The sequence below is a fragment of the Paenibacillus caseinilyticus genome (assembly GCF_027533645.1).
GTDB lineage: Bacteria > Bacillota > Bacilli > Paenibacillales > NBRC-103111 > Paenibacillus_G > Paenibacillus_G caseinilyticus.
Window position 1 is genome coordinate 85169 of the sequence record NZ_JAQAGY010000024.1, and the last position, 25426, is coordinate 110594.

Here is a 25426-nt window from a genome sequence, read left to right on the forward strand (position 1 = left end):
TTGGAGTAAGATCTAAAGTTTGTATACTACCCATCCTGTACAGGAAACGATATAGTACCAGATGTAAGCGATTACTAGGGTTTCCCTGATCAGGTGGTGATACCATAATAATCCAATCTTAGAACCGAAATACGTATCCACAGCCGCATCAAGATTTGACGGTGCCGCCAGAGTTGACGTGCTGCTGGACCGCTATGAAACCGTATTATACTCTTGAGGAGGAATGAAACTAATGTTCAAATCCAAGCTCGCCAAGCTGTGTGCCTCTTCCCTGCTTGTAAGCTCCATCCTGTCCTTCACGCTCATCCCCAGCGCCGATGCGGGACTGGCTCGCAGCAAGTTCCTTGGCAACGTTATAGCAAGCGGCGTGCCGTCGAACTTCGCCACGTATTGGAATCAGGTGACGCCTGAGAATGCAACGAAGTGGGGCTCGGTCGAAGCGGCCCGTAACCAGATGAACTGGAGTGCTGCCGACACCGCTTACAATTATGCGCGCAGCAACGGCTTCCCGTTCAAATTCCATACGCTCGTCTGGGGCAGCCAGGAGCCGGGCTGGATCGGCAGCCTCTCCGCCGCCGACCAGAAAGCCGAAGTGCTGCAATGGATTCAGGCCTCCGCCAGCAAATATCCGAATGCCGCCTTCGTCGATGTCGTGAACGAGCCTCTGCATGCCAAGCCGTCTTACCGCAATGCGATTGGGGGCGACGGCGCGACGGGCTGGGACTGGGTGATCTGGTCCTTCCAGCAAGCGCGGAAGGCGTTCCCGAATTCCAAGCTGCTGCTCAATGAATACGGCATCATCAGCGATCCCAACGCAGCGGCAACCTATGTCCATATTGCCAATCTGCTGAAGAGCCGGGGGTTAATCGACGGGATCGGCATTCAATGCCATCAGTTCAATATGGACACCGTCTCCGTCAGCACAATGAGGAACGTTCTGAATATGCTCGCTTCCACAGGCCTCCCGATCTATGTCTCCGAGCTGGATATGACCGGCGACGATGCGACCCAGCTCGCGCGCTACAAGGAGAAGTTCCCCGTGCTCTGGGAGCATACGGCCGTGAAGGGTGTGACTCTGTGGGGGTACATCGAAGGCCGGACGTGGAAGGCCAACACGCACCTCATCACGAACTCGGGCACAGAGCGCCCTGCCCTGAAGTGGCTCCGGGAATATCTGGCGTCGCATTGAACGGGCAGCCGGCGCCAGTCATCAACCTTCCCAGTCATTTGCGATAAAGCATGAAACGTGAACAGGTGACAAGCAGCAGGGCATCTTGGTGAGATGCCTTGCTGCTTTTTGCTTTGATGGGACCATCGATAGGAAGACTTACTTGGGCAGCAGGAACTGTATCACGAGCCAACGATGGTAGCGCAATTTTTGACACCTAAAGTCATGATATCAGGGAATACGATTCGTGTGGAGGGTTGAACCTATAGTTCTTACTTTGGGAAACTTACAGAACGCGGGTCCCGCGGGGATGCGAAAACGGGCCGTCACAGCTTATGCGGCCCATAATGAATACATATTCTTGTCCTCCGACAATATTCCAACCACTATAGTCGTATATATATTTCGCCCATACGTGCAATCAAATTTCATCGATTATTGATATTGACCGATTCCATTGGGTGCCATACATTGTTGTGTTTTACATTACAACCCCACGAAAATATTCTGTGCATATTGGGCAAATAATGACCCTTTGGAGTTATTTCCATTCGACTATTCGCAGGCTATACTTCTAATGGGTCGCCGTGGATCAAAAGGATGATGGTGCACATCAGCATGATCAGTAAGGCTGAACGTTTAATATTAAGGAGGTGTAATCGATGTACAAATGGGCCATGGCTGTACTTGGTGGTGTCGCCTGTCTCCTGGGTGCTGCTGTGCTTTTTTTGCAAATTCAGCAGCATCAAAGCGAACTGCAGCAGGAGACAGCCTCTTCTACTCTCCCCGACACCCCATTAAACGTTCAAGCAGCAGAGACGGTATATAAATCGTCCTGCATTGCCTGCCACGGCAGCGACCTGGAAGGCAAGATCGGACCTAACCTTCAGAAAGTCGGCGGCAAGTTGAATGATCAGCAGCTCTATAAGCTCATTCAGAACGGCAGAGGCGGTATGCCTGCATTCAAAAGCACACTCAAGGACGAAGAGATTGTGAGTATTGCCAAATGGCTGGCAGAAAAGAAGGTATCAAGTATGGAACAGGCTCCGTGACCGAACCGGTACGGAGCCTGCTATATTTTCATGAAGATTTGCAGTGCTGCTTGAATTGAATAGATTGGTATTGAAAGGTGGATCATTATGACATCCGTAATCAAACAAAACGGCTTCAAACTGCTGGTTCTGATCAGTTTAATTGGCTTAGGAGTGAGCCTGTACTTCTGGATTCATCAAGAAAGTCCCCCGTTACCCTCCATCAAACAGGCGCCTGATTTTACATTATCGGACGTAAAGGGGAACACAGTACAGCTGAAGGATACTCACGGCAAGGTTAGGCTGCTTGAGTTTCTTTTCACCAGCTGTCCTGATATATGCCCTATGACAACTTACAATATGGTCAAGCTCCAGGATATCCTGAAACAAGAGAACCTGTGGGGCTCACAGGTTGAATTCCTGTCAGTCACCTTCGATCCGCTCAAGGATACCCCGGAAGTGTTCAAAACTTATGGAGACCGGATGGGCATGGATTACTCTGCCTGGACGCTGCTAACCGGTACAGAGAAAGAAACCGCGGAGGTTGCCAAAAATTACGGGGTACTCGTCCAAAAAATGCCTGATGGCAGTTTCGTTCATACCGTAACATCACTGTTTCTGATTGATCCCGTGGGCAATATTCGTAAGATTTTCCCTATGGGTGAAGAGATGGACAATGAATTGATACTCCGTATGGTACGTCAGCTGATCGGTGGCGAATAATACGGATCCTCATCAGGTTCGGACTCGCGTTCGCTCCGATACCACTTAAAAAAGACGAACGCGAGTACAGAGCCGTAGGAGATCTCTTGTAGGGTTTAACAAAGCTACGGAATATGGACCACTTTCTCGTACTGATGGTTGTATCCACTAGAGTCCGAGAACATAACCTGAACGCGCCAAGAGCCGGGATCTGAAAAATGTCTCCCTGCTGGAGCAGCGAAGGTGAATTTATCAAAACCCTCGAAACCATACGGATCAGGCCCTCCGGATATATAATCAAGTGATATGGCTTGCGTTCCCAAGCCGCCATCCGGTTCACGGGAATATACAACCTTCGGCTCCACTGGTGCACCCAGCCCGGTTGGCAGCCATGCATCAAGTTTGATCGTTTGCATGCTCCCATGGATCGTATTGACCCTCAGTGACATATGAGCGCGCTCTCCCATCACATGCCAATAAACCGGAGTAGAGGAGGATGTATCGTTAAATTCAGTAGATGGCGAGGCCAACGACGTACCCGCTGCCCCAATAGCTATCGCCGCGAGAACAAGATCGATACGCAGACCGCTAATGAATCTAGATCCAGTCTTATCCTGTTCGCACGGGGTTTCATTCAGCATCCGGCACATCGAGAGAGAGCAAGCATACCTAGTAAAGATTCCGAAACCAATCACAGCGAGCAGGATTGTAATGTTCAGCAGCATCTGCTGTCCGCCGACGACCCGTTCGTTACTCGGATTTCGAATGGCTTCCCCAACGGCTGCAGCAGCCAAAAGTAGGACGGCAGGCAGTACCCATTGAGTATAACGTTTGAAGAGTCCATACCAATTCCAAAGGGTTTCGAGTGAGGGACTACGTACGAACGTAGCGATGTAAAGGCCTAGTACGCCTCCAAACCATACGCCCGAGCAGATGAGATAAATGAATTTCGCAGCAATGACGAATCCCATTGACTCTAGTGTTCCAGCGGTATGGTTACTCATAGGCAGGAATAATGCCCACATGAGAACAAGCAGCGTTTTGAGCCATTTGCCGAATCTGCTATGTTCCCCAGCCGGATCAAAGGTGAGCAACAATAGGAAAGCAGCAATAACAGGCTTCACCAAGGCGGTAATGCCTGCCCATCCGGTCTGCAGTATTCGATCAACCCAATGTTGGGTCTGAATTCCTGCTGTACTTTGCTGAGCAGTAAGGAGTCCGATTGCGACTCCCCCTGCGCATACACTAGCTCCGAATACGACCATCAGGAGACGGCGTTCAACCTGTAAAGAATATCCGAACGGGATCTGCAGTCGATCCTGCTGCCCTATCCAGTATTTATAGCTCAAAAAACCACAAACGAGAATCACTGCTAAGGAATCGAAGAGGGTCAGCGCATGACTGGCGCTTTTCTTCCAGTCCACCTCACCGTGTTCATGTACATGAGCCCCTTCATTGGCTGTTGGCAAGCCGGAGCCTTGCATCATCGAAGCTGCGTCTGCAGTATATGGAATCAGCCCAGCACTTAAGATGACCATTAGACCGCAAGTCAGCACTAGTGTCTTCAAATAATCAAGTAAAAAACTGCGAAGCAAGATGCTCCCCCCTTAGTAAGACATCAGACCTGAAGGCAGCGCCGGCGCTTGTAATCATCGGGTCCCGCAGCGCAGCGCTATTCTATGTACACCCAGCCTTTCTCATACGCGTAGCGCATAAGCTGAACACGATTGTCAAGGTGAAGCTTTTGAAGAATATTTTTCAAATGATTCTTGACCGTATGCTCGGAGATGGATAACTCCTCTGAAATTTGCTTATTGGCTCTTCCCCGGGCCACGCATTCGAGGATTTCCTTCTCACGCAAAGTAAGCGGGTTTTTCTCTGGAAGGACCGTCTTCATGGAAGTGAACTCCTTCAGCAGCCTGAAGGCAATTTCCCGGGACATCGGAGCCTCGTCAATAGCAACCGCACGCAAATATTCATGCCAGGAATCCGGATTCAGGTTCTTGAGCAAATAACCTTGTGCCCCCCGTTTAATGGCTTCGAATAGATCGGTAACATCACCCGATACCGTTACCATGACGATCTTGACGTAAGGAAATCGTCCCTTGACTTGTTTGGTCGCCTCCAATCCGTCCAGCTCCGGCATGCGGATATCCATAAGAATCAGATCCGGCATACATTGTTCAGCGAGCAGTACGGCCTCACGTCCGTTAACCGCCTCGCCCACGATCTCAAAGGAAGCATCCGATTCAATAATCTCCCTCATCGCTTCCCGGGCATGGGCATGATCATCGGCTAATAAAATGCGGATCGGCTGTGTCATGGCTTCGCCTCCTTTTGAATACGAACGACGGTCGTCTCCCATTCCCTTCGTACGTCAAACTTCCAGTCGAGCTTCTTGGCGCGTTCTTTGCTGATCCGAATGCCAAATCCAGAGGCTGCCTTTTCTTGATATGCATCCGGCAGGCCAATGCCATCATCCTTTATTTCACAAACCCAGCCTCCGCGCTCTAGATCGCCGCCCTGTATCCATATGTTCCTGGCTTCGGCATGCTTACATACGTTAATGATGGCTTCACGAATGGTTGAATACAGCCCTACCTTCTCCTGTATCGATAAACGATTGTCCGATAAGTTCCAATCGAGATGAACGAAGATCCGGGTATCACGAATACAATCATCGACAAGATGATGAATCGACTCCATCCATGGTTTGGAAGCTTCCGTGCTCGGGTAGCGCAGGCTGCCAATCGCTTGCCGTACATAATCGTTGATCTCATGTACGGTTTTCCTTAAACTTTGGTAGCTGTCAGCCATGGACGCCTGCAGCTCCCTTGGACCGCTCTTCTCCATACGATCAATTCGCACAGATAATAAAAACAGGGACTGCGCGATCCCGTCATGCAGCTCCTGTGCAATCCTCTCCCGCTCCTCCAATGCCGCTTTGGACGTCTTTTCCTTCTGAAGCTCCTCCTGCAGCGATTCCATCATAGAAAACAGCTTTCGCAGTAAGGTCATCGTCACCAAGAATACAAACAGGGGTGCAAGCCAATTCCCCAGATCCATAGAAATGTAAGGCAGCAAGAACGAATGCCGCACGTATTCCCATAATCCAATCGTCAGCGTCGGAATAATCAGTATTAGACTTTTTAAGTGCCGGTATAGTATTGGATTTCCACTCCATTCATTCACTGCATGTATACTTTCGCTCTCGGCAGGCCCCTCTCCATCTAATCATATGGAACCCGGGATGACTATGACTCGGAAGGGTCATTTCATGCCCAGGGCATTGAAAAGCCCTTCCCTGCATACGATAAGGGAAGGGCCTGCCCTGATTTAGGGCTGAATTTGCTCCATTAAGCGAAGCACGTCCTCCGTACTGGCCAGTTCGCCATCCACTCGCTTCACGAACCGCCCATGGGCATCAATCAGGAAGGTTGCCGGTAAACCGGTCACGCCGTACTGGTCCGCCGTCTCTCCGCTGGGATCCTGCACCATGGGAAACGTAAGGCCGTGCGAGACAGCGAATTCCTCCATGCTGCCCTTGGACTCTCCTGCATTCACGGCGAGGAGCTCCACGCCCGGCACCGCACGATAAGCCTCGTTCAACCTTGGCAATTCATGAACACAAGGTTCGCACCACGTCCCCCAGAAGTTAAGCAGGACCCCCTTGCCCCGGTAATCGGACAGCTTGACTTCACTTCCGTCGGTTAGCACGGCGGAGAAATCGGGTGCAGCCTTCCCGGCCTGAAATGGACTGGCGTGATTGGAGCGATCCTGAAACAGTGTATGAATCAGCGCCAAAGCAATCACGAGGACCAGCGGAATGCCCATCCCATTTCTCCACTTTTTCATTACGGCTCCCTCCCCGATGATATTTCATAGGATCCTCTTACCCGCCCCCGTATAATCCGGCGAACGCACCCTGCAGGCCAGTGGTGTCGCGTGATCCTTCTTGAAGCAAGGAGGTTACCGTTTCCTGTCGTACAATGCGCCCTTCCTTCAGGAAGACCGCCTCATCGGCGGCTAATTCGGCCACAGGCAGCTGGTGAGTAGAGAAGAGAATGGTATGGCCCTCCCCCTTGACCAGCTTCACCAGTGTGACGAAGGAATCTATCCAATACGGATCCAGTCCATTGGTGGGTTCATCCATGACGAGCAGAGGAGGCCTCGCGAGCAGCGCTTGTGCGAATAATAACCTCTGCCGCATTCCTTTGGAGAACGAGGTGACCGGCTTGCGTTTCACTTCGCTTAAGCCCACCAGCTCCAGCAGTTCCTCCACCCGTTTCATCGGTACTTTGCGAAGTGATGCCCAGAAGCTAAGTGTTTCTAGAGCGGATAAGCCTTGGCCGAATATATAATCGTCCGGCATATAGCCGATCTGCTCGGCATAGGTTGAGCGGTTTCTCTTCCACTGGATGCCATTCAATTCAATCGTGCCTCGCGTAGGCTGGAGAATTCCTGTAATCATCCGGATCAGCGTGCTTTTCCCCGCTCCGTTGCCCCCGCATAAGGCAAGCACCTGCCCCTTCGGCAGCGAGAGATCTACGGAGTCGATAATGAGCTGACTCCCGATTTCCTTACGCACTCCGCTCAGCTTCAGCAGTTCTTTAGCCATGAGAGCGTCCCCTTTCCCATAGGAGGTTCGCTAAACCAATGGAGAGCAGCATCCAAACGGTGCATATCCCAACAAAAATCAAGCTCCCTGATGTTTTCTGAATCCATTCCACCCACGTATAATATTCAGGCCCAAGAACAGACCCGCCACCGAGTTTAATGACAACGAACAGACGTACGATTTCCGCTGGATTCAGGATCGTCAGGGCAACCAGTGCCGGCTTGATCCATAAGTACGGAAGGAAGCCGAGGATCGCGATCAGCAGGGTCGGCCAACCGATGATGGCAAAGAACCAGACGGACACCCCGATCGTCAGGGCCTGCCATCGATTACGTGCGAGAGTGCCGATTCCCAGCGCGATTGCGAGGAAAAGCAGAATCAGACCGATGGAGAAGGCGAGGAATAAGCCGAATGTATCTGGTGGAAGTCCATGGCCGATCAAGGCTCCGACAACACCGGATATTCCATATCCGAATGCTACGATGGTGATCAGTACGGCCGTGAGTCCCACATATTTGCCCCATAAAAACGAAGCGGTCGATAGCGGGTAAGTAGACAGCAGCTGCCAGCTTCCTTCCTCCTTCTCCGACGTAAGCGAGAAAGAACCGAGCAGCAGTGTCATCAGTGGAAGCAAGTATAGGATGAGACTCAGCATGGATGCGGTGGAGCTCGAATAGCCCTGCATGAAACTTTGGGCATTAATGAGCAGCAGCGACAAGCTGAATAGGGTGTATAGAGCCATGAACGAATAGGCCCAGGGGTTACGGAACCCGATCTTAATCTCTCTCAGCGCAATATGTATTACATTCATTGAGCATGTTTTCCTTGCATCCCGCCGCTCATAGTGCCGCCGGATTCGGAATGCGCATCTTCATGATGGCTATGGCTGCCCCCCATATCCATCATGCCTTTCCCGCGCTCCCATGTATGTCCGGCCAAATCCACAGAAGTCATCAGTTTTCCCTTCTTCTGACCATCGATAAACTTCTGTGCTTCCGCCTTGTCCTTGAATGAATAAATGCCATAGGCCATTGGAGACTTGAAAGAAACATCAAAGGCATAACTCGCATCCTCGTATTTAATCCATTCCTTCGTATTGTAATCTCTCACGAATTGAGCGCCTACGGCGGTGGAGGCGTTTTTGACCTTCCACTCGTTCATGCAGCCGATATCGTCAAACTTATATGTTTTCCCTTCGGCGGTAGTTAATTGAACCGCAAACGCATCATCCTTCACCTGCATGTTACAGATTTCGCATTTATCGGTCGCTTCATTGACCGCCTGTGCGGTATACTTTTGCTGTCCGCACCCGGACACAATGGCAACCAGAACGGACAAGGCGATAAGCAGGAACGTATGTTTCATCATCGTCTAACCCCCAAATAATAAATGGTAAATAGGGACGCGGCCAGCAGTGCGAGACCCAGTGCTAGCATCCCGGATGTGGAGTGATCTGCCAGAGGCAGCTGACTTTGGGCATTGCGGAAATCATGTCTCATTCGTGGAGCCTCATCCTTCGTCCATGTCTCGATCCCATCCATGTGTAGGCTCTCCAGAAACAGCATCCCGGGCGACTGGAAGTACAATTGGAAAGCCGGTACGGCGGAAGTGAGGCGCTGGAAAAACGGGTTCACCCGATAAGCGGTATCACTGATGGCGTCGCCACTGACGTCGATGCCCCGGAACGCTTCCCAGTAGTTCCCGCGAAAGGAATTATTCTCACTGTCGCTGGCTTCCGCCTCGATGACATTGCCTATGAACCGGTTGTCCGTGAACCGGTTCCCTTGAGATTCCAAGAACTGAACTCCAGTAAAGTTGCCAAGCACATCGTTGTTCGTGAACTCATTACGGTCCGACTGCTCGACGTACAGTCCGACCCGGTTCCCTTGAGCGGTGTTGTTATAAACTATCGAGGTGTGAACATCAAAGAATAGAAAACCTTGAGAGTTGACACTTTCGCTCTGCTTCACAAACGTATTGTCCTTCACGATGGCGTCGTTCACACCCATGACCATCGCGCCCGTCACATTAAATGCCCCTTCATTGCGGCTGATCACCGTGCCGTCCGTGTACATGCAGTGAACGCCGTATCTGGAATGCTCAATCCGATTCCCTTCGATCACGTTACGGTGACTGCTTTCCAGATAGATTCCATCATGCATGTTATCGATCACATTTCCGGCAATCCGGCTGTTATGCGAGTTGAACAAATCAATGCCGTTTTTTCGATCGGAGACGGGATTGTCTGCTGCACCTGGCTGCTTATGAGCAATATGGGAGTTCTCAATGGTATGTCCTTCGCTGTCCCGAATAACGATACCGTACGACTCCGTCTTGATGTCGATCCCTTGGACTGCCGCACGGTTTGCTGCAATCAGCACTGCCGCACGATCCTCCTTGCCTTCGTGATCAATCCGCAGGTTCTTCAGCCGAACGTCCTGTACCGTAATCGTGATCGCCGGCAGTGAGGACTCATTCACAATAACGGCATTTTCTTCGCCTATGATGCTGAGCTGTTTGTTCACCTTCGCCGGGCCAGCATAATTACCAGCATCCAGCTTCAACGTGCCTCCCGGTGGCGTGATATCGATCAACTGCTGAAGGGACCGAAGCTCTAGCGGATCCGCTTCTGCAGTGACTGGCTTTGCTGTGATGCCGGAGAAGGACATCATCATAAAAAGCAGTCCTGCTATTGTGGGTCGGCATGGGATAGTAACAAGCCTCATGAAACGGTGAGCTCCTTCTTTTTCGTAATATGAAGCTCTCCCTGGTACACGTGAATGTAAATCGTGTAAGTACCTGTCTGCTCGAATGTTTTTTCAGTTACGAATTGACCGTCCTCCAGCTTGGCCTCTAACAAGTCCGGTAAAGCATTTTTGCTCGGCTTTCGGATATCCAATTGCACCTGAAGGTCCTCAGCAATGTCCATGCCGGTAATTTCAGCTTTAAGCTTGATCGGCTTGGAAGTCTGCACGGTGGGTGGATCGGTCGTTAGATTGACCTTTACAGCCGCAGGATTGGTTCCTTGCGGATTTGACGCGCACCCAAGCAACAATAGCAGCAGCATCAGGATACAGCCGGTGTTTAGCCCTTTCATTTTCGTATCCACATCCTCCCTTCTCCTTTCCTTACAATCCACTTCTTATTTTATCCCTTTATACCGGTTTTCATATGACTCTATAGGGCTATGGGTACCAAACATTTTGTGAAATTCTACCCCATACGAAAAAGACCTGTCTGGAAGTTTCCCAAACAAGTCCGTCTCCGTATTCAATAATACACAGAAAGCACGGCGGCCATCGCGGCCTTCAGCCCCGCGGGAACTGAAGGCCGGTAGGCTGTCACATAGGCGCAGAACACCTCCTGTTCCGCCTCCCCGCCGATTGCTGTCACAACGGCTTCCCGGATGCCTTCGAGGCGCAGCCGCTGCGTCTCCACTCCGTCGACATCGCTTATCTAATGAAATCCCTACTTGAGTGCCGCAGCAACGATTAACAGGAGCATAACGACGACTGCGGATCCAACTATTTTTATCCAGCGTGGTGTGGTATAAGGCTCGGTGCTGCTTTTGACTTCCAGCTGTTTACGCCATCCATACCTAGTCATACCTTTGGGTTTGTACACTGACAAGACGGTTGCCACAAGCACGACCAGCAACCCTCCACTTGGGTGTACGATGTGAATCGAATCCTTCAAAATACTGATGTCGGTGCTCGACAGCGTACTTTTGGATGCTATGGATGCCGCATGGCTCAGTTCTTGAATGTATGCGACCAACATAAATACGGCTGCAACGGTAAACAACAGCTTAAAAACGATCCAATAATGACGGAACAACCCCCACTTCGTGCCAAGTGATAACGCAGTCCCGGTGAGCAGCGATGCAAAAGCCATGGGAACAACAATAAAATTCGCAATCAAGGACATGATTTGGATAGCGGATCGTATCCTATCGGCATCTTGATTGTTTAGGACATAGACCCCTATGGGGATATAAGCGGCTGCAGAGCCGAGCCATCCCATGGCAGTAATCACGTGGATCGTGAGTACTAGCTTACGGAGAGAGGGTGAGAGCGTCATGTGTCCCTCCTCTTTGTCCCAGTAAAGATGCGGCACCTAATGTCATGACATGCTGTGGAGGCAGCCCCATCAGTACTCTTCCATATAGCTCCAGTCCAGTCGATGCTGTAGTCAATGCATGATTGGAACCGCCTCGAATGTCCCGGAATATTTGAGACAAGCGATTGGAATCGGCAATGACACTCCCTCCGCTCTCTGCCATTAGCAGATCTACGGCTTCCCAGCACAACATGGCTGCATAGGTCATATCGGTCTGCAGCTGTGCCATTTCCTTGAGACTAAACTGTTCTGTGTTATCCACGTGTCGCTCCAGATTGTCTATGGTTCGATTGATATGAAGATGAGCGGATTCGACCTTCATAGCCGCAAGCCCTACTTTATACTGAATATGGCCGACTGCCGCTTGAGAAGTATGGACCGTCATTGCAATTCCCTTGTGGGGTGCTTTTTCAACAAAATACTCGACAGCCCCTCTGGCGAGCCCGAGAATCGCGCTTATTCCCGTGGTGATGCTGATAATAAGCTGTGCGTAAGGTCTGTATCGGTCACGTCCCTTGGGCTGGGCAGGCAGCGCGCCTCCCTGATGCATTTCTTGGGTAATGACATATGGGTCGGGTACAAACCTATTCTTGATTTCCAGACTATTACTTGCAGATCCCCTTAAACTCATCGTATACCAATCGTCAACAATCGTGATTTCACTCATCGGAATGACGGCCAGCATCATCCCCATAGCCTTGCCTTCCTGCATGGACTTTCTGTCTTGCAAGTTTAACAAAGCATGGGTTGCATGCTTTGAACCTGAACCGAACCCCCAGAAGCCTTCCTCGATCCAATACCCTCCGTCCACTTTCTTCACGACCGCTTTACTTGCCAGCAATACAGAACAAAAGCGGATCTCCTCTGCCTGGTTATAGATCGAATCTAATACGCCGGAAGGTAAGGAGAGTGCAGCGTTATAGTTATTTCCGTTGATGATTTGAACGACCCAGCCAACAGAACCATTCCCCTTGGCTACCTCAGAAATGATCTCCACCATGGCACGGATACTCACATCATGCCCCCCGTACTCTTTCGGTGTGCCAAGCTTAAACAGCCCCGCATCCGAAATCGCTTGAATCACTTCATCAGGAATACGTCGTTCTTCATCGATCACCGTACCGAACTTCTGCAGATAGGGAACTAACTCGGCGGCATGGTTCAGCAATTGCTGTTCTAGAGCAGTGAGCGCACATTCTGTACTTAAGTTGGCCATTACAATTCACCCCTTCATTCTACATGTGTATATTTAAAATGTGTTTGTAGGGTAAATGATATAATGTATAATTGGTTTCAACAACCGATAAAATCGCAAATCTGTCGAAAAACGATACAGAGAGAGGAATCTGTCATGGGCAATAAAACAACCGAAGACCTTCGAGTCAAAAGAACCCATAAGCTTTTATACAATGCTCTGCTCGAATTAATGGAAACCCACGCGTTTGAGAATATAACGGTGAAGCAGATCTGTGATCTGGCGATGGTCCATCGGACTACGTTTTACACCCATTTTCAGGATAAATTCGAATTGCTTTCTCGTGCTTTGGGGCAAATTGCTGATGAAGAATTTAAAGACATTGTCGATGTCTCCTTTTCTCCATCCGATAATTTTAGGGAATTATTTTCGTTAGCCATGAAACGCAAGAAATTGTTTTCCTATCTTTTAGCCGCGGAGGAGAGGGATTCTTTGAGAAATCTGCTGCGAAGAGAGATGGGCCGGGGCATGAAGAAATACTTGACTGAGCATAATTCGATGGAAGAGATTCCAATCGACATGCAAATAAAAATAGAGGCTCACATCGGAGCCGTGCTTGGTGTGCTAACTTGGTGGATTGAGAGTAAAATGCCTATCGATCTTGAAGAAATATATACAAAAATGAATATCTTTTCGGAAGGAACATTCGCAGAATAACCAATAACCGAGTCATCTAGCAGATGGAAGTGCCGCGGGTGGACATGGACACAATATCCTCCGACGCCCCGCTACCGTTTGTCTGCAATACAAGAAAACCCGAACCAAAGGCACGGGTTTCTTGTTGCCGATTTATTTTTTCTCCATGTCCTCTTTGCTGATCGCCTTTCCCTGGGTGATTTCTTCTCCTTTTTCTTGAAGTGTTTCTGCGAGTTCACCAACATATGCACTCCCATTAAGATTGGCAAGAGAGAATGTTGATAAAATGGCGAGGGATGCAATTGATTTCCTGAATTTTCTTTTGATCACAGTAAGGTCCTCTCCTTTACCTTTTAACTTATTTGTAAAATTTTAGTCTACACCCCTTCGGTTTTATTCTATATTAAACTCTCAAACATTTCCAATGTTCTTAGCCTTGCTGAAGCGGAAGCTCTCCCTGCGATCATGTCCTGCAGATGCTAATGGGCTGATTTGCCATGAACTTCTGGCCCAACAACTCAAAAGAGACTACACCAGAGTCGCCTGATGGTGTCTGCAGCCGCTAGAGGTGCTTTTCTTATTGACACATCCCTCCCATTCGGAATACAATGATTTCAATAGGAAACAACGTTTCCTGTTCCCTGTCTTCACATTAAAGTTCTCTCAAGGAAGTGCATCCGGATGACTGCCCAACCCCCAACTTTTAAAACGCTGCCGGAAGTTAAGCTGCAACAGCAGCACCTGCTTCGCAGAAATGTCATTGACGCCGCATGCGTTCTCTTGCTTGATGAAGGTCCCGAGGCTGTGACGGTAAGGCGAGTCGCCCAGAAATTAAACTGCTCAACCAAGATCATTTACAGCCTCTTTGGCAGCAAGGACGCTCTGGCCAATGAAATGTACATGGAGGGCTGCAGGCTGCTGGCCGACACCTTTCAGCAGGTACCGGATACCGAAGTGCTGCTAGATGACCTTCAGGCTATTGGGTGGGCATACTGGCAATTCGCACAGCAGCATTCCGGTTACTACAAGATGATGTTTGGCGGCGCATTAACGGATTTCAAGCCGGATGAACAAAGTCTGGAGGGAACGGCGACAGCCCTTTCCAGAATTCTGCAGATGGTAACCCGCGGATTAGAGCGAGGTGAACTCGAGGCTAATGATCACCTGCTGATCGTTCAGATGCTGTGGTCCGCTCTGCATGGGGTGATACATCTGCAGTTTGCGGGTCATTTTGCAGACGCGGGCATGGCTCGGGAAATTTATGCCTTTACGCTGAACCAAACTCTGTCTGCCTTAAAGAGAACCTCCCGCTCGTCCTGATCCAAGCGTTTAACCTGAAGTCCCGTAACGGCTGACTTCAGCTTCTTACGGCCCATTAGAAACACTGTTACCAAAATAAAATGAAGTTACCATGGAGGTTGAACCACTTATGTTTACTTACTCCAATAAAACGGCTCTCATAACAGGCGCCTCGTCCGGTATCGGAGAAGCCTTTGCTCGTTCGCTGGCCGCTCTTGCATGCAATCTCATTCTGGTCGCAAGAAATGAAGCGAAGCTGAAAGCCTTGGCTGCCGAGCTGTCCGCTGTACATCAGGTGAAGACGACGGTCATTGCACTGGATCTATCCGTCCCCGGTACGGCTCAAGCTTTATTCAGTGAGGTGCAAAAGCATCAGCTGAAGGTGGATCTCCTAATTAACAATGCAGGCTTTGCCACCTATGGCTACTTTGAGCAGATCCCCGGAGAACGGCAGCATGAAGAAGTGATGCTCAACGTGGCCGCGTTAGTCGATATCACCCACGCCTTCATGCCGGATCTGCTGCGCAGCCGGGATGGCGGTTTGATCAACGTGTCTTCCACCGCTGCCTTCCAGCCCGATCCCTACATGGCTGTTTATGGCGCAACCAAGGCGTTCGTTCTCTCCTTCAGCGAAGCGCTCTGGGCTGAAAACCGCAGCCGGGGGCTCCGTGTACTCGCCCTTTGTCCGGGTGCCACGGAAACCTCGTTCTTCGATGTGGTCGGGGCCAAGGAAGCATCCGTCGGGAACAGACTGACGCCGGACACCGTGGTACAAAAGGCTCTAAGGGCACTCGAGAAAGGCCGCAGTCATGTGATAACCGGCCGACAAAATTACCTCGTAGCCCAAGTCTCCAGATTATTCTCAAGGCATTTCACCTTGGGCATTGTTGAACGGACTCTCCGGCCTCGAAGTTAAACGAAGTGCGGCTTTCACCGAACCTTTATGCTTTCTTAACCGCTTCTTTTAATATTCTCGCTTAATTACGAAAAACGAGCCACGAATGGTTCCAGCTAGTTTAGACTTCTGTCTAGCAAATTTGAATTTCTTCTCTTCTAACTCTTTCGGTACCTCCATCCCCTCCGAAAGCTTAAAACCAACTGCCCGCTTCTTAGGGTCATCAACCGTATACAGGACATTGACCGCTAGACCGTCCTCATAAAAGACGAAGGCCCAGTTGATATTCTCCACTTGAAAACGCGATGTTTCTAAAGGTTTGGCCGCAAACGAAATATCGCGTTCTTCTTTCAATACCCGGTTCACATAGTCAAGAGTCTCCTGGCTTTCGCTGGCGGGTACCACCGTAAATTCATGCTTGTATTTGTTCATAAAGTAACGGGCCTCATTCGCACGTAAACCAGCAAGCGCATCTACTACAGGGGAAGATTCTAAACCAACCGTAGACACATGTTTAAAATCAACGATATAGGACATGTTCATCTCTCCTTTTAGATCTTGCTTCAATCCTGTTCTTCCTTAAGATCACGAGGCCGGCTTCCTTCAATATCGTCGAATGCCTGGAGACTGCACTCCCTCGCATAAAAATGAATTTACACCAAAGGGTGCCTTTATCTTATGACACTATATGGTGTCTCGTCAACAAGAAACATCCACTCTTCTTTCCTTGGCTAATCAACCCATTTCATGTGATGATGAAAAAAATCCGATTGACACGACACCAAATGGTATCCTATACTCAAATGCGACACCAAATGGGTTCCAATTCGGTGGTGAGGAGGAAGCATATGAGCAAGTTGGTCGGTGCGGAAACAGCCGCGAAAGAATGGCCCCTCTCGCGGGGAACGGGGATCTCACCAATCAATGGGGTACACTCGAGACGGTGGAAATATTAGGGTACCCTGTGTACTTTCTGACCGTAATCGGGGTTTGGAAAGTGCTGGGGGCGATAGCCATCCTCGTTCCTGGTCTTCCGCGAATGAAGGAATGGGCATACGCCGGCATTTTCTTTGAAATGACAGGCGCTGCTGCATCCCATGCATTCGTGGGGGATTACGGGGCTTATGCGTACCATATTCTTACTACCCTTGGCTTTGCAACCCTGGCACTCGTCTCGTGGGCGCTGCGTCCGAAGAGCCGCAAACTTTAAGGGCTGGGCTGCAATGTGCGGTTCGCTTGAGAAGGTATGGGAGTAATAACCCACGCAATAAGACCCGGCCATTACGGCGCGGGGTCTTATCTAGGACAGCATCAGTCTTTAAATTGTGGATAAAGTCTTTTTAACTTCACTCGGGCGTCCTCGGTTGTAAACTGCCAATCTACACCTTTTTGACTCTCGTTCCGATTCTGCTCCCAAGCCGCCAACTCACATGACAGCTCTGAAATTGCCGGAATGCGGCGACCCAAACATTGACGGGTCATGACGCTGAGTTCAATCTCCGCGATGTTGAGCCAGCTTCGATGTTTCGGCGTGTAGTGAATCTCCAGCCGTTTGGCTAAACGACGAGCCGTTTCCGGATCAAATGCCTGGTAGAGCGAAGCGATAGAATGCGTATTCAGATTATCCATCACTAGCCTAACCTTTGGAACTTGCGGGTAGTATACATCCAGCAGTTCCCGAATCTCCTCCGCCCCATCCATTCGTGTTCGCTGCTCACGTACGGCCACATGCCGCCATCCTGCCAAGGGTTCAACAAAGATGAATATGCTGCAGGTCCCCTTTCGTACATATTCACTGTCAACACGTAAGGGCTTGGCGGCTTTCATGGGAATCGGCTCCCGTGATTCGTCCAGAAGCTGATATGGTTTTTCATCCATGCAGATGACCGGACAGTTCGGATCAAAGGGCTGCAGATATACATCCAGCACGTCCTCCATCGCCGCTACAAAAGCCGCATTTTGCTCAGGCGGAATGCACCAGCATTTACGAAGATGAGGTTTGATTTCGTTTTTTTAAAATACGGTCCACCGTATCATATGAAATGCTGTCGATGTACTGCAGTTCGACCGCTTTATCTGCTAAAAGCCGCAACGACCACCGGCTTCTTCCCTCAGGAGGCTCGCTGCAGCTAAGTGCAATAATCTTTGCTTCCAGCTCTCCAGTCACTTTGGGGGGATTTGGAGGGGTTAGTCGTTTTTTTCTTTCAATGGCTGCATTCAATCCTTGCCTGGCGAAGGTTTTACGGATGAGATAGACGGTGTTGGTATGAATCTGTAGCCGCTCGGCGATCTCAGTATCCTTCAGCTTGCCATCTTGACGATTCTCATCAGCCCAAAGCAGGATTTGAGCACGACGAATCGAACGAGCCGCCGCTTTTCCTTTCGAGCAAATTCGCTGAAGTTCCTTCTGCTGTTCTGGAGTTAGACTTACAATGAAGGATCGTTTCATAGAAAACTTATGTACACCCTTTTGAACGTAGTCCCTGACGAGCTTGCCATGCTCCTCCCCCCCATACAGAAGTCCCCCCTACCTTATATTCTCTCCTTTAGGGCCTGTATGCAAACTATGACCCAATAAAATGGGTAAGTAATAGATGTGATGAGACGATATGAAATACGTGACGACCAATGGGATAATATTAAGGACCTGTTGCCAGCCGAAAGAAAACCACAAGGAGGGAGACCCCCGAACGACCATCGCCAGATGCTGAACGCCATGCTGTGGATAGCGCGAACAGGTGCGCCCTGGCGGGATTTACCGGAATACTACGGCTCCTGGTCCACCGTCTACAGCCGGTTCCGCCGCTGGAAAATCGCCGGCATTTGGGATCGGATCTTAGAGCATGTTACGATTGAACCTGATTATGAAAGTGTCATGATTGACGCGACAATTGTCCGGGTCCATCAGCATGGAGCTGGCGCAAAAGGGGGACCCTTAAGCAAGCTATTGGGTGGTCTCGAGGGCGGATTGACCACCAAGATCCACGCGGTCGTTGACGCTTTGGGTAACCCGTTGCATTTTGTGCTGACCGGAGGCCAATGCCATGACTCGGTAACCGGATATGAGATGCTAAAGCAGATGGATTTAAAGAAAAAGCAGGTCCTGGCTGACCGCGCCTATGACACCAACCGGATTCTCCACCTTCTAAAGGAGCAATCCGCCACTTCAGTGATTCCAAGCAAGAAGAACCGCAGGAACCCACGGAATTGGGATAAGGAGATCTACAAAGAAAGGCATTTGATCGAATGCTTTTTCAATAAAGTGAAGAAATATCGCCGATTAGCCACACGTTATGATAAATTGGCCTGTACGTTTAAGGCATTTTTAACCCTAGCTTCGATTATGGTGTGGCTTGCTTAGGTTTGCATACACGCCCTAGTGCCTGCGCTAATTTCTGAGGCAATGGTCCAACCATTTGATAAGGGGTAATACCAGCAAAGCTGTCACCAAGTGCCAACTGCTAACGGACGTTGAAGCTTTCCCGGTACTCTTCAATTTCTGCAAGTATCTTTCCCCTAGGATTTGCTATAGGTGTAAACTTTGCAGGTTCGGCTATTAATGTTGCATTAGGTTTAATTGCAGGTGGTGGTGCTGGTGCTATATCATCGTATATAATGAAAAAAGGAAAGCATGAAGCAGCGAGAATTTTCACCCAAACAGTAACAAGTAAATTCATGGGATGGGGCTTCCTAAGTTAGCAATCTTTGTTGGTACCGCAGTCAATTTTGCTATAGAATATATGGACATTGGCGAAAAAATTGCTGAGTACCTTGATTCTATAGACACTTATCCCAATAATGGATGGAAAGGATAAATATTTTATGCGAACCTTTCTAAACATCTTAACTATAGCTATTTGGTTATTCGTACTTTCATATTTTAGCAACATGTTGGGTGTTCCAAAAAACGGTTATTATCTTGTTACTGTTGTCCCTTTAGGTTTTGGTGGAATGTTCCTAATCAACTATTTATTCAACCGGAATAAAAGGAAGCTTTAACCTAAAGTCATTATGGTGTCAAAAATTAATCATTTAAGAGTCCAAGGGAGGGCATCCTTTGGGCTTTTTTAACATAATAGAAAGTTTTCAGGTTTTGAACTCAAGGGTATGGATAAAAACATCCTTGTGGAGCTTTAGACGCTTCTGTTTCTTACGACATGAAGATACAATCTCAGCCTCTGCTTCGATGGAGTCGATCATCTCGCTGAATTTTTCAATATCACTTACTACCGCGTTTAACTACCGCTTTCCCCCCAGAGTAAGATCTGGCCGGGTTCTGCTTTCTGAACTCTGACGTCCGCGGCCCAGAAATAAACGCTGCTTTTTCGACGTCTTCAAATTTAGGATACATTCACTGCTTTCCGCCAAATATTATATTGAGCTTTATTGTTTACGCAGCGAAACGTTGCTCGCAGCACGGGAAATTGTGTGTTACAAATTTATTCATTGATGCAATTCAAGTAGCAGCTTAAAGCAGTAAGCAATAGCATGTATAAGATAAGTTCTCGAATGTCCCGTCATCGGGGTACCGCTAAGAAAACGCGATTATCTAAACACTGCCCGAAAATGTAGAAACAGGTAATTATTAGTATAGTTGTAAATACCTACAAAAATGTTAAAAATAGTAATATAGTATCTCGCTTTAAATTCCATATAATGCTATTTTTATTACGGGATAACCAAATCCAAAATAATTTATTGGGAGTTGATATTTTTGGAAATGAAAAAAGCACTTCTCTCCTCTATCCTGTCTCTATCTGTTCTAGCGTCTGTATTTGCTCCAATGTCTGCTATGGCTGCGCCAAATCAACCAGTTTCACCGATAATTAATGTTCCACCATATGTAACACCTGTTCCGGTAACACCAAATGGCGTTGTGAATCCAGAGGGCGCTTTAGGATCTTCAGTTTTCGCTTCTTCAGAAAATACTGCAAGCAAAGTTTCTGATCTGATACCATCTGTAGATAAGATGAGCAAAGAACAAAAAAAGTTGTTTTATAGTCTAGTCGAAAAAGAAGTAAAGAAACACGGTGGAGATAATCCAGAATTGTATAGAGAACAATTGATTAATTTTTTTAGTTCATCCGAAAAACCAAAGCTTGGGGAAGGTGAGGAAAGACTACTAGGAATTGCTATAGGTGTAAACTTTGCAGGTTCGGCTATTAATGTTGCATTAGGTTTTATTGCAGGCGGTGGTGCTGGTGCTATATCAGCGTATATAATGAAAAAAGGAAAGCATGAAGCAGCGAGAATTTTCACCCAAACAGTAACAAGTAAATTAATGGGATGGGGCTTGCCTAAGTTAGCAATCTTTGTTGGTACCGCAGTCAATTTTGCTATGGAATATATGGACATTGGCGAAAAAATTGCTGAGTACCTTGATTCTGTAGACACTTATCCCAATAATGGATGGATAGGATAAATATTTTAATGCGAACCTTTCTAAACATCTTAACTATAGCTATTTGGTTATTCGTACTTTCATATTTTAGCAACATGTTGGGTGTTCCAAAAAACGGTTATTATCTTGTTACAGTTGTCCCTTTAGGTTTTGGTGGAATGTTCCTAATCAACTATTTATTCAACCGGAATAAAAGGAAGCTTTAACCTAAAGTCATTATGGTGTCAAAAATTAATCATTTAAAAGTCCAAGGGAGGACATCCTTTGGGCTTTTTTTTTACATAGCGCGCCTAGCCAAGCTAGACACAGCGAGCCGGTGCAAGTCCGGTCGAGGTAAGAGCCAAGTCGCCTCGTAGCTGACAGGCAGCTGGTGAAGAGATCCTAAGGCTGAAGCCCTGTGACAAAGTAACCCTGCAAAGGGAGCGAGCAAACTGACAGGCCGTAACATGAAGTGAATCCTGCGGTATCGTCAAAAAGCACCTACTAAGGACAAGAAGGAGCCGAGCCCCGTGTTTTTGGGCGAAGGCCATGGAACGTGTGAAGACCTTGGAATCGCAACGCTCCCTTCTGTGCCGTCTTCTGTTATAGACCTGCAATAGGAGATAAAAATACCGCAAAGGTTGTGGTCACCTGGCGGTCGGTTTACATCTTTATTCCACTTGTATTTTTAAGCCGTATTCTACGTTGCCTTCTGCCCATCTCCCACTCGTAGAATAAATATAAGTCCCTTTTTCCGTGGGGGCGGTGAAGCTGTTATCTTCTAACTTTAGTCGTTCAAATTCTTTTCCAGTATACGATGGCCAGTAAATAACAGCTAAGGTGTTTTCCTTTGGAGGGGTATCGAAAGTAATTGTTATTTTGGAATTGGCCGGCACGATATCAGGCTCCTTATCTTGAAGAAGCGTATTATTGCCATAGACCGTCTCTGAGTTCCAATGAGAACCAAGCAGGTGTGGAGTTAACACAAATTTATTGGCTGTTGTCGCGTTCACTTTAGGGATAGGCTTAGGTTTCCCACAGCTAATAAGAATCGTCGAAGTAACGATAAGAAGTATTAAAGATATCCTTCTCACAGGATGGTAATCCTCCCTTCTTTAAACATAATTGAAGGTTTGGAAATACCTTCTACTTCATTGTCACATAACCATACTTATTTTTGCAACCCCGCCCAAGTGTGCAGTATTACCATTTGGCCGTCACGAATTTTTGCAATCACTCTATTCTGCAGAACCGAATCAGAAATGGTGAATGCTGAATCCGACCATAACCAACAATCTCTTCCCTTCTGATTATTATGGAGATCCATCCGTTTGTGTTCATAATTCGAGTAACCATCTCTGTTGATTTCTGAGAGGAATGCCTCGTCGTGATCCTCATGAGCCGTCGCATATAGTTCGGCCCATCCCTTAGAGATGTATTTACACATCAAAGCATTCCAGATGGCATGCCGAAATGCATCTGCTTCATCGCCAAGTGAATCATATCTTCCATAGTTGGCTGCTGTAAATTCAAATGCTCTTTCCTTCATGCTTCGAGTAAGTAATGCCCTTGGTGGGTCCATTACAACCCAGTATTTCTCTGCGGCAGTAAGCTTTTCAAATTCCGTGTAAAGAGAAGATGGAGAAATTGATTTTTGGGAATCAGCCCCATTAAAATGCTGAATAACTTGTTCAGTGGCGAGGCTTGGGTTTATTACTATCTACTGGATAATTTTTCAATATATATTTTGTATTTATGATAGGCTGGAAGTTTTTTGGGTTTGGTCTTTGGACCTTGTACTTGTCTTTGTACTTACTTGCCCTTGTTACTTACCCTTCTATATACGACCGCCCCCTTCATACTAAGTTCCATTCAATTGTGATTTTGTTTTCATATACCAAATTGGTATAATAATAGGGAAATTCCATGCCCTCAAAAATCCTCTTTTGGTTTCTTATACAGAGGCCACTTTTTTATATGGAGGTACATCAATATATGGAAGAAAACGACTATTTTAATGGACGCTTTTTTGAATCGAAGGAATTTGCGGAAGCATTGGGAATTGTTTGGGGATTCGGATCGTTGAATCACATATCCCTCCTGCTGCGGCATCGAGACAAGAGCTTGCTAGAACGTTTTTGTAACCTTGTTAAGATCACCGGCAACATTTTTCCGCTTACCACGCAGAAGGATAAAATACAATGGGCCGTAACGGTAAACATTAGCAGCTTATTCGTCCAGCGGAACATAATTATGGGCTATAAAAACATTGCCCACATCGAGGAACGCCCCATGCCCAGCGATGAGTTTCATCTTCCGACTTTCCTGCATACCTACGCGCAGCTGCATTATACCCATGATTCCAGAAAATGCTCTGACGGTCCCTGGAAGCTTTTCGGTCTTAAGATGTGAGAAAAACGACTCAATGCAAGCATTGTCGAAACAATTTCCTCGTCTAGAATGGCTGCCCTTCAGCTTTTGGTCTGTGAGTAGCTTCGCGTAAGTCTTGGTAGTGTATTGAAAGCCTTGGTCAGAGTGCAACAGAGCCTCAGGGGCATTCACCTGCTTTACCGTCTCCAATACGAACTCCAGATCATTTCGCTCTCCCAGTTTCCAAACCATAATTTCGTTGTTGTACAGGTCTAAAATCACAGAAAGATAAAGAAATCCATGCCCTACACGGACATAGGTTATGTCAGTCACTAATTTGAGTTTGGCTGCCTTTGCCAAGAACTCCCGGTTCAACACATTAGGAAACAGCACAGAAGGCTTACGGCCGGCAAAGGGCCGTTTCTTCCGGATCACCGACTGGATCCCCAGGTCTCGCATGAGCCGGCGTACCTTTTTGTGGTTTACGATAAAGCCTTCTTTACGCAAAGCCGTACGCATACGGAAATAGCCGTAATGAGGCCGTGTACGGTGAATAGCAAGGATATGCTCTTTAAGCACACTATCTTCTTCCAATCGTGCTTTACGCGATTCATACGTGGCAAGCCACTTATAGTAACCTGCTCGTGAAACCTCTGCGATCTTGCATAGCAGGGTTGTAGGAAAACCAGCTGTCATTTCTCGAATGGACTCGAACCGGGTTTGCTTATCCAACTTCCCTCCCCGTGTAGATTTGGATTGAGCTTTTTTAAGTATTCTACCTGCGCTTTCAAGTAGGCATTCTCTTCCTCAACGGAGCTAAAGTGCTTCTTTGTCCATTTGCCACGGTAGTCCTCGAGTGTTTGGCCATTTTGGAATTTACGAACCCAATTCATGATTTGAGTGTCACTTTTAATACCAAACCTCTTCATGATCATAGGATAGCTCCATTGCTCTTCCAAACGAAGTCTTACCGTCTCTTTCTTTGTAGCTTCATCATAACGAGTGAATATTTGCCCTTTTTTCGCCATGAAAAATCCCCTCCGGTCAACAGTGTTGAGTTCATAATAACATCAACCCCTTTTTCACTGTCTACCGTAAGGGGATAATACCAAAAGCCGCCAAGCCCTTACGTGTTGACAGGGAATATGTACGAAAGGGGACCTAAAGCATATTCATCTTTGTTGAACCCTTGGCAGGATGGCGGCATGTGGCCGTACGTGAGCAGCGAACACGAATGGATGGGGCGGAGGAGGTTCGGGAACTGCTGGATGTATACTACCCGCAATCTGCTAGACGAACCATGAGAGGGACACTCTGCAGGCGAGTCAACAAATGCGGTCCCGTTACTCTTCGTTTATAAATAAATCCGGCAGGATATCGTAAATATACTGGTTCACCCAATTCCAGGCATGTGTACCGCCATCGGCTACGATGAAGTAGAAATTTCCTTTATTCCTATCGGAAGAATAAAGGAAGGTATCCTTTACTTGTTTCATCGCATCGATCTGAGGCTTCAAGTTCGGATACGCGATGTCGTGGTTACCTGTAGCACTGAAAATGTAGTAATCCTGTGGCGTATAACCGGATTCTCTAGCAGCCTTTGCAAGGTATTCAGCTGTTTCCTTTGGTTTGCTGCCGCCTGCTCCTTGACCTAATACCCAGCTGTCACCGCTTAGCGGCAGATAATACTTCATATAATCTAAGCAATGGACAAAAGTGTACCAAGTCGTAACGGACCCCATGGAGAACCCGCCAAATGCCCGATGGGCTCGGGATGCTTTGATATCGTCCAAGTTAGCGGATTTGGCATAGGTATGATACTTGGTTTCCACTACCCCGAAAATTACTCTTAGCACAGACCCGAAAATGGCAGCACGAAACTAAGCCCAGCTTTTATGTTTTTTAAAAACTGTGCTTCTTTGGATTTATGTAAAAGCGTTAAGAGGCCTCTGA

28 protein-coding genes and 1 pseudogene are annotated in these 25426 nt (G+C 47.9%); 9 read left to right on the forward strand and 20 right to left on the reverse strand.

The window, feature by feature from the left end:
• Positions 1–232: 232 nt before the first annotated feature.
• From O9H32_RS26605 to O9H32_RS26615, 3 genes are all read left to right on the forward strand, one after another.
• On the forward strand, positions 233–1189 hold the full coding sequence (locus O9H32_RS26605; RefSeq protein ID WP_269869156.1) for an endo-1,4-beta-xylanase: 957 nt from the start codon (positions 233–235) through the stop codon (positions 1187–1189).
• Positions 1190–1830: 641 nt separating this feature from the next.
• Positions 1831–2220, forward strand: coding sequence for a c-type cytochrome (locus O9H32_RS26610; protein WP_269869157.1), 390 nt, complete (start codon positions 1831–1833; stop codon positions 2218–2220).
• Between the two features lie 87 nt (positions 2221–2307).
• Positions 2308–2922, forward strand: coding sequence for an SCO family protein (locus tag O9H32_RS26615; RefSeq protein WP_269869158.1), 615 nt, complete (start codon positions 2308–2310; stop codon positions 2920–2922).
• Between the two features lie 104 nt (positions 2923–3026).
• Here the strand turns inward: O9H32_RS26615 and O9H32_RS26620 are convergent, their stop codons facing one another.
• The 12 genes from O9H32_RS26620 to O9H32_RS26675 all read right to left on the reverse strand — a co-directional run bounded on the left by O9H32_RS26620 (position 3027) and on the right by O9H32_RS26675 (position 12854).
• Entirely contained in the window at positions 3027–4496 is a 1470-nt protein-coding gene (locus O9H32_RS26620) for a hypothetical protein (RefSeq protein WP_269869159.1), read from the reverse strand.
• Between the two features lie 77 nt (positions 4497–4573).
• Positions 4574–5224, reverse strand: a complete 651-nt coding sequence (locus O9H32_RS26625) for a response regulator (protein ID WP_269869160.1) — start codon at positions 5222–5224, stop codon at positions 4574–4576.
• Complete coding sequence (locus O9H32_RS26630; RefSeq protein ID WP_269869161.1) at positions 5221–6093, reverse strand: sensor histidine kinase; 873 nt, start codon at positions 6091–6093, stop codon at positions 5221–5223. The genes O9H32_RS26625 and O9H32_RS26630 overlap by 4 nt, the downstream gene beginning before the upstream one ends.
• Before the next feature lie 144 nt (positions 6094–6237).
• Positions 6238–6756, reverse strand: a complete 519-nt coding sequence (locus O9H32_RS26635) for a redoxin domain-containing protein (RefSeq protein WP_269869162.1) — start codon at positions 6754–6756, stop codon at positions 6238–6240.
• A gap of 37 nt (positions 6757–6793) precedes the next feature.
• Positions 6794–7519, reverse strand: coding sequence for an ABC transporter ATP-binding protein (locus O9H32_RS26640; protein ID WP_269869163.1), 726 nt, complete (start codon positions 7517–7519; stop codon positions 6794–6796).
• Entirely contained in the window at positions 7512–8330 is an 819-nt protein-coding gene (locus O9H32_RS26645) for an ABC transporter permease (protein ID WP_269869164.1), read from the reverse strand. The genes O9H32_RS26640 and O9H32_RS26645 overlap by 8 nt, the downstream gene beginning before the upstream one ends.
• Positions 8327–8887, reverse strand: coding sequence for a nitrous oxide reductase accessory protein NosL (locus O9H32_RS26650; protein WP_269869165.1), 561 nt, complete (start codon positions 8885–8887; stop codon positions 8327–8329). The genes O9H32_RS26645 and O9H32_RS26650 overlap by 4 nt, the downstream gene beginning before the upstream one ends.
• Positions 8884–10194, reverse strand: a complete 1311-nt coding sequence (locus tag O9H32_RS26655) for a right-handed parallel beta-helix repeat-containing protein (RefSeq protein WP_269869166.1) — start codon at positions 10192–10194, stop codon at positions 8884–8886. The genes O9H32_RS26650 and O9H32_RS26655 overlap by 4 nt, the downstream gene beginning before the upstream one ends.
• 47 nt (positions 10195–10241) lie before the next feature.
• A complete protein-coding gene (locus O9H32_RS26660) occupies positions 10242–10628 on the reverse strand; it encodes a hypothetical protein (RefSeq protein WP_269869167.1) in 387 nt (128 codons plus the stop codon).
• 161 nt (positions 10629–10789) lie between these two features.
• Positions 10790–10957 carry a hypothetical protein gene (locus tag O9H32_RS26665; RefSeq protein ID WP_269869168.1) on the reverse strand — a complete coding sequence of 56 codons (168 nt, stop codon included), beginning with the start codon at positions 10955–10957 and terminating at the stop codon, positions 10790–10792.
• Positions 10958–10987: 30 nt separating this feature from the next.
• On the reverse strand, positions 10988–11599 hold the full coding sequence (locus O9H32_RS26670; RefSeq protein ID WP_269869169.1) for a hypothetical protein: 612 nt from the start codon (positions 11597–11599) through the stop codon (positions 10988–10990).
• On the reverse strand, positions 11574–12854 hold the full coding sequence (locus O9H32_RS26675; protein ID WP_269869170.1) for an acyl-CoA dehydrogenase family protein: 1281 nt from the start codon (positions 12852–12854) through the stop codon (positions 11574–11576). Before O9H32_RS26675 ends, O9H32_RS26670 begins: the two co-directional genes overlap by 26 nt.
• A 135-nt stretch (positions 12855–12989) precedes the next feature.
• Between O9H32_RS26675 and O9H32_RS26680 the strand changes: the two genes are divergently transcribed.
• Positions 12990–13550: a TetR/AcrR family transcriptional regulator C-terminal domain-containing protein gene (locus tag O9H32_RS26680; RefSeq protein ID WP_269869171.1), complete on the forward strand. Its 561-nt coding sequence runs from the start codon at positions 12990–12992 to the stop codon at positions 13548–13550.
• A 132-nt stretch (positions 13551–13682) separates the two neighbouring features.
• On the opposite strand, the gene O9H32_RS26685 is transcribed toward O9H32_RS26680, so the two are convergent.
• Entirely contained in the window at positions 13683–13859 is a 177-nt protein-coding gene (locus O9H32_RS26685) for a hypothetical protein (RefSeq protein WP_269869172.1), read from the reverse strand.
• Positions 13860–14210: 351 nt separating this feature from the next.
• Here O9H32_RS26685 and O9H32_RS26690 point away from each other — a divergent pair, with 351 nt between their 5' ends.
• Together O9H32_RS26690 and O9H32_RS26695 are read left to right on the forward strand one after the other, a co-directional pair.
• A complete protein-coding gene (locus tag O9H32_RS26690; protein ID WP_269869173.1) occupies positions 14211–14849 on the forward strand; it encodes a TetR/AcrR family transcriptional regulator in 639 nt (212 codons plus the stop codon).
• A 109-nt stretch (positions 14850–14958) separates the two neighbouring features.
• Positions 14959–15744: an SDR family NAD(P)-dependent oxidoreductase gene (locus O9H32_RS26695; RefSeq protein WP_269869174.1), complete on the forward strand. Its 786-nt coding sequence runs from the start codon at positions 14959–14961 to the stop codon at positions 15742–15744.
• A gap of 48 nt (positions 15745–15792) precedes the next feature.
• Here O9H32_RS26695 and O9H32_RS26700 read toward each other — a convergent pair whose 3' ends face one another.
• Positions 15793–16260 (reverse strand): phage tail protein, encoded by a 468-nt coding sequence (locus tag O9H32_RS26700; protein WP_269869175.1) that lies wholly within the window; start codon positions 16258–16260, stop codon positions 15793–15795.
• Positions 16261–16411: 151 nt separating this feature from the next.
• Between O9H32_RS26700 and O9H32_RS26705 the strand changes: the two genes are divergently transcribed.
• On the forward strand, positions 16412–16933 hold the full coding sequence (locus O9H32_RS26705; RefSeq protein WP_406627387.1) for a DoxX family protein: 522 nt from the start codon (positions 16412–16414) through the stop codon (positions 16931–16933).
• Between the two features lie 101 nt (positions 16934–17034).
• On the opposite strand, the gene O9H32_RS26710 is transcribed toward O9H32_RS26705, so the two are convergent.
• Positions 17035–18172, reverse strand: a protein-coding gene (locus O9H32_RS26710; protein ID WP_269869176.1) for an IS630 family transposase whose coding sequence is annotated in 2 segments (ribosomal slippage) — positions 17035–17737 and positions 17736–18172 — 1140 coding nt in all. Because the reading frame shifts where the segments join, the coding sequence is not laid out codon by codon here.
• A gap of 150 nt (positions 18173–18322) precedes the next feature.
• Here O9H32_RS26710 and O9H32_RS26715 point away from each other — a divergent pair.
• On the forward strand, positions 18323–19084 hold the full coding sequence (locus O9H32_RS26715; RefSeq protein WP_269869177.1) for an IS5 family transposase: 762 nt from the start codon (positions 18323–18325) through the stop codon (positions 19082–19084).
• 100 nt (positions 19085–19184) lie between these two features.
• Here the strand turns inward: O9H32_RS26715 and O9H32_RS26720 are convergent, their stop codons facing one another.
• A complete protein-coding gene (locus O9H32_RS26720; protein ID WP_269869178.1) occupies positions 19185–19400 on the reverse strand; it encodes a hypothetical protein in 216 nt (71 codons plus the stop codon).
• Between the two features lie 1037 nt (positions 19401–20437).
• Between O9H32_RS26720 and O9H32_RS26725 the strand changes: the two genes are divergently transcribed.
• Positions 20438–21145 carry a hypothetical protein gene (locus O9H32_RS26725; RefSeq protein ID WP_269869179.1) on the forward strand — a complete coding sequence of 236 codons (708 nt, stop codon included), beginning with the start codon at positions 20438–20440 and terminating at the stop codon, positions 21143–21145.
• A 629-nt stretch (positions 21146–21774) separates the two neighbouring features.
• Here O9H32_RS26725 and O9H32_RS26730 read toward each other — a convergent pair.
• From O9H32_RS26730 to O9H32_RS26745, 4 genes and pseudogenes are all read right to left on the reverse strand, one after another.
• Positions 21775–22197 (reverse strand): hypothetical protein, encoded by a 423-nt coding sequence (locus tag O9H32_RS26730; protein WP_269869180.1) that lies wholly within the window; start codon positions 22195–22197, stop codon positions 21775–21777.
• Positions 22198–22274: 77 nt separating this feature from the next.
• Positions 22275–22685: a DUF6973 domain-containing protein gene (locus tag O9H32_RS26735; RefSeq protein ID WP_406627388.1), complete on the reverse strand. Its 411-nt coding sequence runs from the start codon at positions 22683–22685 to the stop codon at positions 22275–22277.
• An 806-nt stretch (positions 22686–23491) separates the two neighbouring features.
• A pseudogene (locus tag O9H32_RS26740) lies at positions 23492–24501 on the reverse strand (IS3 family transposase); the annotation flags it as partial.
• Between the two features lie 315 nt (positions 24502–24816).
• Positions 24817–25266: a hypothetical protein gene (locus O9H32_RS26745; RefSeq protein ID WP_269869182.1), complete on the reverse strand. Its 450-nt coding sequence runs from the start codon at positions 25264–25266 to the stop codon at positions 24817–24819.
• Positions 25267–25426 lie beyond the last annotated feature (160 nt).